The following is a 12,588-nucleotide window of genomic DNA, read 5'->3' as shown; positions in this document are numbered from 1 at the left end:
ACTCGCCGTTGCGTGCTTATTGGGGCTTGTCCAATTTCTTGACGACGTCTGCCCACTTCACGATATCGGCGCGCAGGAATGCGTCGAATGCTTCCGGCGTCATGGTCATCGGCGCCGCGCCCTGCGCGGCCCAGAGCTTCTCGACCTCCGGCCGCCTGATCGCCGCGTCCACCGCCGCGTTGAGCTTGTCGATGATCGGCTTCGGCGTGCCCGCCGGGGCCATCAGGCCGAGCCAGATCGTTGCCTCATAGCCGGACACGCCCGCCTCGATCACCGTCGGAACGTCGGGCAGCACCGTCGAACGAGTCTTGCCGGTCGTCGCGAGCGCTCGCACCTGGTTTTCGGCGACATTCGGCGCCATCGCCGGCACGGCATCGATCATCATCTGGACCTGGCCGCCGATGACGCCGCCGCGGGCTTCGCCGCTGTTGCGGTAGGGCACGTGCACGACGTCGATCCCGGCCATGGCTTTGAACAGCTCGCCCGCCATGTGATACGGCGTGCCTTGACCTGACGACGCATAGTTCAGCTTTCCGGGCTGGGTCTTTGCGAGGGCGATGAACTCCTGCAAGGTCTTTGCCTGCACGGCGGGGTGGACCACGATCACGAGATCCGAGGTGTTCAACGCCGCGATCGGTGTCAGGTCGCGCATCAACTCATATTTGCGCTGCGGTACCAGCGATTCGTTCGCGGTCTGGGTGTTCGACATCATCAGAAGGGTGTAGCCGTCGGCCGGTGCCTTTGCGACCTCGAGCGTGCCGATCACGCCGCCGGCGCCGGTGCGGTTTTCCACCACGAAGGGCTGGCCGAGGCTTTCCTGCAAGATGCCGCCGATTTGTCGCGCGACGACGTCGGCCGGACCGCCGGGACCAAAGGGAACGATGATCCTGACCGGCCGTGCAGGATAGTCTTCGGCGTCAGCGTATGAGCCTGCCATGGACACGGTCAGCAACGCCGCGACAAACACCAAGGCGTATCGCAGGCTCGCCATTGACTGAATCCCCCAACTTTAGTCTTGTTTCTTGATCAGAAGTCTAGCTGCAACTTGAAGCTTCTGTCGACGACAGACTCCGTTTTCGCGCATCGGAATAAGTGCGGGGGGACGGTGTACTCAAACTTCGCCATCGCGTGCGGGGAATCATATGAGGAAACATCCTGGGCTATCGCGCCGCGACATGCTGAAGGGCTCGAGCGCGGTGCTGGCTGGGGCCGCTCTTTCAACGCGCGTGATGGCCGCCGCGCCACCTGCGGAGCCGGTGACGCCGACGTTGATCGAGGCGGCGAAGAAAGAGGGGCAGGTCGTCTATTACACGTCGACCGATCTGCCGGTTGCCGAGAAGCTGGCAAGGGCATTTGAAGCGAAATATCCCGATATCACCGTGCGCGTCGAACGCACCGGCGCGGAGCGTGTGTTCCAGCGGATCGGCCAGGAATATTCCAGCAACATTCATGCCGTCGATGTCGTCAATTCCTCCGACGCCGCACATTTCATCGTGTGGAAGCGCGACGGCATTCTCGCGCCCTATGTTCCGGAGGAGGTCGCGAAATACTATCCCGAGGAGCATCGCGACGCGGACGGGCAATTCGCAAGCTTCCGGGTCTGGCTTTCGATCATTGCTTACAACACCAATCTCGTGAAGGCCGAGGAGGCGCCCAGGAGCTTTGCCGATCTGCTCGATCCGAAGTGGAAAGGCAAGATCGTCAAGGCGCATCCCGGCTACAGCGGCACCATCATGACCGCGACCTATCAGATGCAGCGCGATCTCGGCTGGAGCTTCTTCGAGAAGCTCGCCAAGCAGAACATCATGCAGGTGCAGTCCTCGACGGATCCACCCAAGAAGCTCGATCTCGGCGAGCGTGCTGTCATGGCCGACGGCAACGAATACAACATCTTCCAGATGAAGGAGGCCGGCCGCCCGGTCGAGCCGGTCTACGCCACCGAGGGCTCGCCGATCATCGTCGGCCCCAACGGGATCTTCAAGGACTGTCCGCATCCGAATGCCGCCAGGCTGTTCCAGTCCTTCGCGCTCGGGCGCGAGGGCCAGCAGCTCAATGTCGAGATCGGCGGCCTCAGATCCGTCCACGCGCAGGCCAAGGAGAAGGCTGGACGCAGGCCGCTAAAGGACATCAAGACGATGAAGGACGATCCGGTGGCGGTGGAGCGGGAAGGGGAATCGATCAAATCGCATTACACCCGCATCTTCCGCGTCTGATGGGGCAGCTCGGCCAATAGCTGCCCATCCGGGCGCTAGCCGCATGGCACGTGCCCGGATTTCGCGCGGACTGGGTCAATAATGCCCCTCGGCGGAGGGGGCATTTGATGTTACCAATTTGGCCATGAACCAGCATGCCAAGGTCGATATCCGCCATTCCACCTGCCCGCACGACTGCCCCTCGGCCTGTGCGCTCGACGTCGAGGTGATCGAGGGCCGCTCGATCGGTCGAGTCAGAGGCTCCAAACAGCAGACCTATACGGCCGGCGTGGTCTGCGCCAAGGTGGCGCGCTATGCCGAGCGGATTCATCATCCCGAGCGGCTGATGTATCCGCTGCGCCGGACCGGCCCGAAGGGCTCCGGCCAGTTCGCGCGGATCTCCTGGGGCGAGGCGCTGGACGAGATCGCGGCGCGATTCGATGCCGCGGAGCGGGAGTTCGGCGCCGAGTCGGTCTGGCCTTACTATTACGCTGGCACCATGGGGCTGGTGATGCGCGACGGCCTCAACCGGCTGTCGCATGTGAAGAAGTATTCACGCTTCTACGGCACGATCTGCGCGACCATCGCGCGCATCGGCTTTGCCGCCGGGACCGGCAAGATCGCCGGCGTCGATCCCCGCGAGATGGGCGTCTCCGACCTCGTCGTGATCTGGGGCACCAATCCGGTGAATACCCAGGTCAATGTGATGACGCATGCATCCCGCGCGCGCAAGGAGCGCGGCGCGAAGATTGCGGCGGTCGACGTCTACAACAACGAGACCATGAAGCAGGCCGACATCAAGATCCTGCTGCGGCCGGGCACCGACGGCGCCTTCGCCTGCGCTGTGATGCATGTGCTGTTCGGCGAGGGATTTGCCGATCGCGATTATCTTGCGCGCTATACCGACTGCCCGGACGAGCTGGAGGCGCATCTGAAGACCCGCACGCCGGAATGGGCTTCAGCGATCTCGGGCGTGCCGGTCGAGGAGATCGAGGCATTCGCGCGGCTGGTCGGAACGACCAAGCGCTCGTTCTTCCGTCTTGGCTACGGGTTCACCCGCAGCCGCAACGGCGCCGCCCAGATGCACGCTGCGTCGTGCATTCCCGCCGTGACCGGCGCCTGGCAATATGAGGGCGGCGGCGCGTTCTTCAACAATGCCGCAATCTGGCGTTTCGACGAGTCGATCATCGAAGGCCACGACGCGATCGATCCCTCGACACGCGTGCTCGATCAATCCAAGATCGGCCGTATCCTGACCGGCGATGCCGAGGCGCTGCGCGGCGGCGGGCCGGTCAAGGCGATGCTGATCCAGAACACCAACCCGATGACGGTGGCGCCCGAGCAGGCTCTGGTGCGCCAGGGCTTTGCCCGCGAGGATCTGTTCGTCGCGGTGCACGAGCAGTTCATGACCGAGACGGCCCAGATGGCCGATATCGTGCTGCCGGCGACGATGTTCATGGAGCACGACGACCTCTATTACGGCGGCGGCCATCAGCACATCTCGGTCGGCCCGAAGCTGATCGATCCGCCCGGCGAGTGCCGTTCTAATCACGAGGTGATGCAGGGGCTCGGCCGCAGGCTCAATGCCGTGCATCCCGGCTTCGACATGACGCCGCGGCAGCTGATTGATGCGACCTTGAAGAAGAGCGGTCACGGCACGATCGAGGCGCTGGAGGCCGACATTTGGCGCGATCTGCAGCCGGATTTCCGCACCTCGCATTATCTCGACGGCTTTGCCCATCCCGACAAGAAGTTTCACTTCAAGGTCGATTGGGGCAAGGTGCCGGTCGGGGCGGGCGGGCTGATGGGCGCGTGGGACAAGATGCCCTCGCTGCCCGACCACTGGACCATCATCGAGGAGGCGGACGCGCAGCATCCGTTCCGGCTCGCGACCTCGCCGTCCCGCAGCTTCCTCAACACCAGCTTCAACGAGACGCCGTCGTCGCAGGCCCGCGAGGGCGTGCCGACCGTGATGATCCATCCCGACGATGCGGCCGACCTGTCGATCGCCGATGGCGATGCGGTGACGCTCGGCAACATGCGCGGCGAGACCACGCTGACCGCGAGACTGTTCGATGGCGTTCGCCGCGGCGTGCTGATCGCCGAGTCGATCCATCCGAACAAGTCCCATATCGGCGGGCGCGGCATCAACATGCTGACCGGGGCGGAGGCCGTCGCACCGCTCGGCGGCGCCGCATTCCACGACAACAAGGTCTGGATCCGGAAGGCATCGGCCGCCGCATAAATCCTGCTTGCAGTCGGCGCCGATCCTGCCGCAAATGTCCGCTGGCAACGGCGCACGGCTAAGAAAACAGGCAGGAAACATGACCGACAACAGCGTTCTTCTCGAAAAGCGCGGGCAGGCGTTCTGGATCACCATCAACCGCCCGGACAAGCGCAACGCGCTCAATGCCGGTGTGATCGCGGGCATCGCGAAGGGCTATCGCGAAGCGCATGATGACAAGGACGTCCGCGTCATCGTGCTGACCGGCGCTGGCGACAAGGCGTTCTGCGCCGGCGCTGATCTGCAGAACAGCGGCGCGGCATTCTCGATGGATTTCTCGCGCCCCAATGTCGACTATGCCGACTTGCTGCGGCTGTCGCAGAGCGCGACCAAGCCCGCGATCGCGCGGGTCGGAGGCGTCTGCATGGCCGGCGGCATGGGACTGTTGTGCATGACCGACATGGCGGTGGCTGCCGATGGCGTGATCTTCGGCCTGCCCGAGGTGAAGGTCGGCGTGTTCCCGATGCAGGTGCTGAGCCTGCTGCAATCGATCGCCCCGCCGCGCCTCGTCAACGAATGGGCGCTGACCGGCGAGCCGTTCGATGCCAGGGCCGCGCAGGCTGCGGGTCTGCTCAACTATGTGGTGCCGGCGGCCGAACTCGACGCCAAGGTCGATTGGCTGATCGGCCGCATCGTCGACAAGTCGCCGACGGCGATCCGCCGCGGCAAATACGCGATGCGGGCGATCGCCTCGATGTCGTTCGATGAAAGCATCGCCTACACCGAAAGCCAGATCGCGCTGCTCGCGATGACCGAGGATGCCAAGGAAGGTCTCAAGGCCTTCGGCGAGAAGCGCAAGCCGACCTGGACCGGGCGCTGAACGGCGGACTCTGCTTCATCTCGCCCACGTGCGGGGAGGGCTCATTGCCAAAATATCGAAAACAACCCCATGCAAAGTAACGGGGGGCTGCCGGCGTTCGACACGGCCACTTGACACGTCGGGCAAATCAGCGGCACTGTTCTATTATTCCGAAATCGCAAGCGCGCCTCGCCCCAGCCCTCTCCCCGGGAGAATGGGGTGAGGGAGCGCGATGCACATTGCGCGTTAGCCCGCGTTGGGCTTCAGGCCGGCGGCTTCGATGCCGGCCACGGCGCAGATCTCGTCATTGTCCGAGGTGTCGCCGCTGACGCCGACGGCGCCGAGCAGGGTCGTGCCGTCCATGATCAGGACGCCGCCGGGGACCGGCACCATCCGGCCCTGCGCCAGCGTGTTCACGGCGTCGACGAAATAGGCCTGCTCCTGCGCGCGCTGAAACAGCGCCCGCGATCCCATCCCGAGCGCCAGCGCGCCATAGGCCTTGCCGTGGGCGATCTCGGCCCGCATCAGGCTGGTGCCGTCCTGCGCGGCCGTCACCTTCACCGCGCCGCGCGCGTCGAGGATGGTGACGACCAGCGGCTTGAACTTCTTCTCGACCCCCTTGGCCAGCGCGGCATCCAGAATCTTGCGGGCAATTTCGAGAGTGAGCTCAGCCATGGGCCTCTTCCTTTGTCGGTAACAATCTGTCGGAATTCGATTTCGCACGTTTCAGGCTCATCGCCAATACGCTGGCGACATGCAGCGGCGTCCGCCCGCTGCCGTCCTTGATCTGGTGCCGGCATGAGGTCCCGTCGGCCACGATCAGCGTGTCCTGATCGGCGCTGCGGACCGCGGGCAGCAGCGACAGCTCGGCCATCTCGATCGAGGCCTGATAGGTGTCCGCGCCATAGCCGAACGCGCCGGCCATGCCGCAGCAGCTCGACTCGATGGTCTTGACGTCGAGGCCCGGCACCAGGCGCAGCACCTTCTCCACCGGCTTGAACGCGCCGAAGGATTTTTGGTGGCAATGGCCGTGCACGACCGCTTTTCCGGCGACCGCGCCGAGCGGCAAAGTGAGGCGCCCGGCCTCGGCCTCGCGCACCAGGAATTCCTCGAACAGCAGCGCGTGCGCGCTGACGGTCCTGGCGGCCTCATCCGAACGCAGCGACAGCAGCTCGTCGCGCAGGGTCAGCAGGCAGCTCGGCTCGAGACCGATGATCGGCACGCCGCGGGCCGCGAACGGGACGTAGGTCGCAACCAGCCGGTCGAGCTCGGCGCGGGCCTGCTCCACCAGTCCGGCGGACAGGAACGTCCGCCCGCAGCACGGCGGCCGCCCGCCCTCCGATGGCCTCGGCAGATGCACGCGATAGCCGCCGGCGACCAGCACCTCGAGCGCGGCGTCGAGATTCTCGCGCTCGTAGCCGCGGTTGAACGTATCGGCGAACAGCACCACTTCGCGGCCATCCACCGGGCCCAGCACCTCGGCGTCGGGCCGGAACGTGTCGCTGCGAAATTCCGGCAGCGCGCGCTTGGCGCTGATCCCGGCGAGCTTCTCGAACAGCGCGCGCAGCAGCGGGCTGCGGTTGCGCCAGTTCGCGATCGGGGCAAAGCGCGAGGCGAGATCGAGATAGCGCGGCAGGTAGCCGACCAGCCGGTCGCGCAGCGACAGACCGTGCGTCGCGGCGCGCGCGGCCAGCACCTCGATCTTCATCTTGGCCATGTCGACACCGGTCGGGCATTCATGGCGGCACGCCTTGCAGGAGACGCAGAGCTTCAGCGTCTCCATCATCTCGTCGGAGGCGAGCGCGTCCGCACCCAACTGGCCCGAGATCGCGAGCCGCAGCGTATTGGCGCGGCCGCGCGTGACGTCCTTTTCATTGCGCGTAGCACGATACGACGGGCACATCACGCCGCCTTCGAGCTTCCGGCAGGCGCCATTGTTGTTGCACATCTCGACGGCGCCCTGGAAGCCGCCGCCGGCGCCGGGATAGGCCGACCAGTCGAGCACCGTCTTCAAGTCGCCGACGCGATAATCCGGCGCGAAGCGGAACAGCGAACGGTCGTCCATCTTGGGCGGATCGACGATCTTGCCCGGGTTGAGCGTGTTGGTCGGATCGAAGCGCTGCTTGACCTCGCGGAAATCGGCCACGATGCGCTGCCCGAACATCGCTTCGTGGAATTCCGAGCGCACCAGGCCGTCGCCGTGCTCGCCGGAATGCGAGCCCTTGTATTCGCGCACCATCGCGAAGGCTTCCTCGGCAATGGCGCGCATCGCCCTGACGTCCTTCTCGAGCTTGAGATTGAGCACGGGGCGCACATGCAGGCAGCCTTCGGAGGCATGCGCATACATCGTGCCGCGGGTGCCGTGCCTGGCGAACACCGCATTGAGCCGCTCGGTGTAATCGGCGAGATGCGGCAGCGGCACCGCGCAATCCTCGACGAACGAGACTGGCTTGCCTTCCTGCTTCATCGACATCATGACGTTGAGGCCGGCGGCGCGGAAATCGGCGATGCCGTTTTGCAGCGCGGGCTCGACGATCTCGACCACGCCGCCCCATTTGCGCTGCGGCTTGTCCCAGCCGAAGCCGAGGTCGGCCATCAGCTCGCCGAGCTGCTTGAGACGGGCGAGATTGTCGGCCTGGTCCTCTTCGGCGAACTCGACCACCAGGATGGCGTCCGGATCGCCGCGCACGGCCGCCGAGATGATCGGCTGGAACATCGCGATCTCGCGACCCAGCGCGATCATGGTGCGGTCGACCAGCTCCACGGCAATGGGCCGCAGCTTGACCAGATGCTGGGCCGCATCCATCGCCTCGTAGAAGCTGCCGAAATGGCAGACGCCGAGCGCCTTGTTGCGGATCACCGGCCACAGCTTCAGCTCGACCTGCGTCGTGAAGGCGAGCGTGCCCTCCGAGCCGACCAACAGATGCGCCAGATTGTTCGGCGCGTTGCGCGGTACCAGCGCGTCGAGGTTATAGCCGCCGACGCGGCGCTGCACCTTGGGGAATTTGTCCGCGATCTCGAGCGCCTCGCGCTCGCCGAGATCGAGCATGTCGCGAAACAGCTTCAGTCCGCTGTCGGACGAATTGACCCGCGTCAGGTCGCGCGGCACCTCGCCGAAATGCAGCAGCGTGCCGTCGGCGAGCGCGGCATCCATCGACAACGTGTTGTCACGCATGGTGCCGTAGCGCAGGGAGCGGCCGCCGCAGGAATTGTTGCCGGCCATGCCGCCGATCGTGGCGCGCGACGCGGTCGAGACGTCGACCGGAAACCACAGCCCGTGCTTCCTGAGTTGCCGGTTGAGATCGTCGAGCACGATGCCGGGCTCGACCACGCAGGTCCGATCCTCGACGTCGAGCGAGAGGATCCGGTTGAGATGCTTGGACAGGTCGACGACGATGCCGTCATTGACGGTCTGGCCGCATTGCGAGGTGCCGCCGCCGCGCGGGGTGACGATCCGCCCGGCGTCGCGCGCGATCGCAAGCGCCCGCAGCGCCTCGTCGACGGTTCGCGGCACCACCACGCCGGCCGGCATGATCTGGTAGAACGAGGCGTCGGTCGCATAGCGGCCGCGGTTGAAGGCGTCGAAAAACACGTCGCCGGTCAGTTCGGACCGCAGGCGCTGTTCGAGCGAGGAGGCGTTCTTCATCCCAGATCCGATGTGATCCATGACGCGACCTTGGCTGCTCATGGATTATGCATTCTCTCGACGTGAGAATTACATTATGAATTCATAATGGGCAAGGTTGGCTGCCCTCCAGCCATCCTAGTGCCGGCCCCTTTAGTCGTTCTGAGGCGTCGTCTCCAGGCCGCTGTCCGGCCCCTCCGCGAGGTGATCGATGGCGGCGGCTCGCTTGTTGCGCAGGTGCTGGAACAGGACGTCGCTGAGCTCGCTTGCCGCGCGCCGGCGCAGCGCATCGAGGATCGCCTCGTGCTCGCGCATCGCCTCGGCCCAGCGCTGCCGCTTGCGGGCGAAATTGGCGGAATAGCGGACGCGGCGGATGCGGCCGGCGAAGTTGGCGTAGGTGGCCTTCAGCGTCTCGTTGCGCGCGGCCGCAACGATGCTCTCGTGGATTTGCTGGTTGGTCTGGAAATAGCCGTGCATGTCGCGGTGCAGATAATGGCCGTACATCTCGTAATGCAGCCGCTCGATCGCGACGATTTCCTCGTCGGTGATGATCTCGCATGCCAGTCGTCCGGCGAGGCTCTCGAGCCCGGCCATGACGTCGAACAATTCCTCGAGGTCGCGTGGGCTGAGCCGGCGCACCCGCGCGCCGCGGTTGGGCAACAGCTCGATCAGACCCTCGGCGGCCAGCACCTTGAGCGCTTCGCGCAGCGGCGTCCTGGAAATGCCCAGCATTTCGCAGAGTTGCCGCTCTGGAACGCGGGCGCCCTCGGGAATGTTGCCTTCCACCACATAGTCGCGGAGCCGCAGCAGGATCTCGCCGTGAAGTGAGGCCTCCTGGCGGTCGCTGCCATTGCCGGCGGCGGGCGGGGTAATCGGAACCCCGGCTTCGGGAATCGCGGATTTCATATTCTGAACAATAATTTGCCGGCGCGGCCGCGTCGACGCTTTCAATCGAGTACCAAAATTGGATTGAAAAGACAAAAAATGAATGCAAAATAGCTCGCCGAGAAGCCGAAATCCGGCGATTGGGAGGTTCTCATGCATCAAGGGCGCCATTTTCTGCAGATTCCAGGGCCGAGCCCGGTCCCGGATCGCATTCTTCGCGCGATGGACATGCCGGTCATCGACCACCGCAGCGCCGAATTCGCCGAGCTCGGCCGGGCCGTGCTCGAAGGCAGCCAGAAGGTGTTTCAGACCAAGGGGCCGGTGGTGATCTTCCCGTCGTCCGGGACCGGCGCCTGGGAGGCCGCGATCGTCAACACACTGTCGCCGGGCGACAAGGTCCTGATGGTCGAGACCGGCCACTTCGCCACCCTGTGGCGGCAGATGGCCGGCCGCTTCGGCATCGAGGTGGATTTCATGCCCGGCGATTGGCGCCGCGGCGCCGACCCCGCCCAGATCGAAGCAAGGCTTGCCGCCGACACGGTGCACAGCATCAAGGCGGTGATGGTCGTCCACAACGAGACCTCGACCGGCGCGACCAGCCGGATCGCGGACATCCGTGCCGCGATCGACCGCACCTCGCATCCGGCGCTGTTGATGGTCGACACCATTTCCTCGTTGGGCTCGGTCGATTACCGGCATGACGAGTGGAAGGTCGACGTCAGCGTCAGCTGCTCGCAGAAGGGCTTCATGCTGCCGCCCGGCCTCGGCTTCAACGCGATTTCGGAAAAGGCCCGCGCCGAGTCGCGCACCAACCGGATGCCGCGCTCCTATTTCGACTGGGAGGAAATGCTGAAGCCGAACGCCAAGGGCTTCTTCCCCTACACGCCGGCGACGAACCTGCTCTACGGGCTACGCGAGGCCATCGCGATGCTGCTGGAGGAGGGGCTCGACAATGTGTTCGCCCGCCATCAGCGGCTGGCTGCCGCCACGCGCGCCGCCGTCAATCAGTGGGGGCTCGAGGTGTTATGCCAGGAGCCTTCGGAATTCTCGCCGGTGCTGACCGCGGTGATGATGCCGCCCGGCCATGATGCCGATCTGTTCCGCAAGGTCGTGCTCGACAATTTCAACATGTCGCTCGGTGCCGGCCTGTCGAAGGTGGCGGGCAAGGTGTTTCGCATCGGTCATCTCGGCGAGTGCAACGAGCTGACGCTGCTTGGCGCGCTGACCGGCGTCGAGATGGGGCTGTCGGTCGCCGGCGTGCCGCATCGCTCGGGCGGCGTCGAGGCCGCAATGCGGCTTCTCGAGCAGCGCGACCAGCGCAACGCGTCGTCGCATCTGAAGGTGGTCAGCACTTAGAGCGTTTTCGAGCGAAGTGGACGCCGGTTCGCGTGAAGAAAACGCGTCAACAAAAATCCAGAGCTTCGGTTCCGATTCAATCAGAACCGAAGCTCTGGCAGCCACGGCATCCGCAGCGCAACGAACTCAGAACAATCGCGGATCGGGGGAGGGGATGATATGAGGCTTCGGTTCAAGGCCACCCATGTCGTGTTGGCCATGCTCTGCGTGATGTACTTCATCACCTATGTGGACCGGGTGAACATCGGCACTGCGGCCGGCGAAATCCAGAAGGAGCTCGGCCTGTCCAACACCGAGCTCGGCCTGGTGTTCTCGGCCTTCGCCTATCCGTACCTGCTGTTCCAGGTGATCGGCGGCTGGGTCGGCGATCGCTTCGGGCCGCGCCAGACCCTGTTCTGGTGCGGCATGATCTGGGCGGCCGCGACCATCATGACCGGCTTTGTCCATGGTCTTGCCGCGCTGTTCGTCGCGCGTTTCGCGCTGGGGTTCGGCGAAGGCGCGACGTTTCCGACCGCGACGCGCGCGATGCAGTACTGGACGCCGGCGAACCGCCGCGGCTTCGCACAGGGCCTGACGCATTCATTCGCGCGGCTCGGCAATGCCATCACCCCGCCGGTGGTCGCGCTCCTGATCCTCTGGCTGACCTGGCGCGGCGCATTCGTCGTGCTCGGCGTTGTCAGCCTGATCTGGGGCATTGCGTGGGTCTGGTACTTCCGCAACGAGCCGAGGGACCATGGCTCGATCACCGCGGCAGAGCTTGCGACATTGCCGCCGCGTCCGCAGGGCGAGCGGCCGAAGGTGCCGTGGGGACCGCTGCTGCAGCGGATGTGGCCGGTGACGCTGACCTATTTCTGCTACGGCTGGTGCCTGTGGCTCTATCTCAACTGGCTGCCGCTGTTCTTCAAGAACAACTACAGCCTCGATCTCAAGAACTCGGCGCTGTTCGCATCCGGCGTGTTCTTTGCCGGCGTCGTCGGCGACAGCATCGGCGGCGTCATCTCCGACCGCATTCTCGAGCGCACCGGCAATGTGCGGCTGGCGCGACTCAGCGTGACGGTCGTGGGCTTCGCCGGCGCGCTGCTGTCGCTGATGCCGATCCTGTTCGTTCACGACATCACGGTGGTGGCGCTCTGCCTGTCGGCCGGCTTCTTCTGTGCCGAGCTCGTGATCGGGCCGATGTGGTCGATCCCGATGGACATCGCGGCAAAATATTCCGGCACCGCGGCCGGAATCATGAACACCGGCTCGGCGTTCGCGGCCATCGTCTCGCCGCTGGTCGCCGGCTTCGTCATCGACGCCACCGGAAACTGGTACCTGCCGTTCCTGATGTCGATGGGCCTGCTGCTGGTCGGCGGCTTCTCGGCGTTCCTGATGCACCCCGAGCGGCCGTTCGAGGAGACCGGCGAACCGGTGGCGCCGGGCAAGGTGGTGGCCGCCGAATAAGGCG

At 65.1% G+C, this 12,588-nt stretch carries 9 protein-coding genes; 5 read left to right on the top strand and 4 right to left on the bottom strand.

Annotation, left to right across the window (positions count from 1 at the left end; genetic code table 11):
• Positions 1–16: 16 nt before the first annotated feature.
• Positions 17–937, bottom strand: coding sequence for a tripartite tricarboxylate transporter substrate binding protein (locus E2I15_RS12765; RefSeq protein ID WP_422109837.1), 921 nt, complete (start codon positions 935–937; stop codon positions 17–19).
• A 205-nt stretch (positions 938–1,142) separates the two neighbouring features.
• Here E2I15_RS12765 and E2I15_RS12760 point away from each other — a divergent pair, with 205 nt between their 5' ends.
• From E2I15_RS12760 to E2I15_RS12750, 3 genes are all read left to right on the top strand, one after another.
• Entirely contained in the window at positions 1,143–2,213 is a 1,071-nt protein-coding gene (locus E2I15_RS12760; RefSeq protein WP_246668024.1) for an ABC transporter substrate-binding protein, read from the top strand.
• A gap of 124 nt (positions 2,214–2,337) precedes the next feature.
• A complete protein-coding gene (locus E2I15_RS12755) occupies positions 2,338–4,437 on the top strand; it encodes a molybdopterin oxidoreductase family protein (RefSeq protein WP_137478580.1) in 2,100 nt (699 codons plus the stop codon).
• A gap of 79 nt (positions 4,438–4,516) precedes the next feature.
• On the top strand, positions 4,517–5,296 hold the full coding sequence (locus E2I15_RS12750) for an enoyl-CoA hydratase/isomerase family protein (protein WP_137478579.1): 780 nt from the start codon (positions 4,517–4,519) through the stop codon (positions 5,294–5,296).
• A gap of 225 nt (positions 5,297–5,521) precedes the next feature.
• On the opposite strand, the gene E2I15_RS12745 is transcribed toward E2I15_RS12750, so the two are convergent.
• The 3 genes from E2I15_RS12745 to E2I15_RS12735 form a co-directional block, all read right to left on the bottom strand.
• The gene (locus E2I15_RS12745; protein ID WP_028343121.1) at positions 5,522–5,950 is read right to left on the bottom strand and encodes a GlcG/HbpS family heme-binding protein; all 429 of its coding nucleotides are present in this window, start codon (positions 5,948–5,950) and stop codon (positions 5,522–5,524) included.
• Entirely contained in the window at positions 5,943–8,921 is a 2,979-nt protein-coding gene (locus tag E2I15_RS12740; protein WP_137478578.1) for an FAD-binding and (Fe-S)-binding domain-containing protein, read from the bottom strand. Before E2I15_RS12740 ends, E2I15_RS12745 begins: the two co-directional genes overlap by 8 nt.
• 132 nt (positions 8,922–9,053) lie before the next feature.
• A complete protein-coding gene (locus E2I15_RS12735) occupies positions 9,054–9,806 on the bottom strand; it encodes a GntR family transcriptional regulator (protein ID WP_137478577.1) in 753 nt (250 codons plus the stop codon).
• 132 nt (positions 9,807–9,938) lie between these two features.
• On the opposite strand from E2I15_RS12735, the gene E2I15_RS12730 reads away from it, so the two are divergent.
• Positions 9,939–11,141 carry a pyridoxal-phosphate-dependent aminotransferase family protein gene (locus E2I15_RS12730; RefSeq protein ID WP_137478576.1) on the top strand — a complete coding sequence of 401 codons (1,203 nt, stop codon included), beginning with the start codon at positions 9,939–9,941 and terminating at the stop codon, positions 11,139–11,141.
• 159 nt (positions 11,142–11,300) lie between these two features.
• Entirely contained in the window at positions 11,301–12,584 is a 1,284-nt protein-coding gene (locus E2I15_RS12725; protein WP_137478575.1) for an MFS transporter, read from the top strand.
• Positions 12,585–12,588: the final 4 nt, after the last annotated feature.

It is taken from the genome of Bradyrhizobium sp. BR2003 (assembly GCF_009720285.1).
GTDB lineage: Bacteria > Pseudomonadota > Alphaproteobacteria > Rhizobiales > Xanthobacteraceae > Bradyrhizobium > Bradyrhizobium elkanii.
This window is presented reverse-complemented; position numbering and strand designations above follow the sequence as displayed.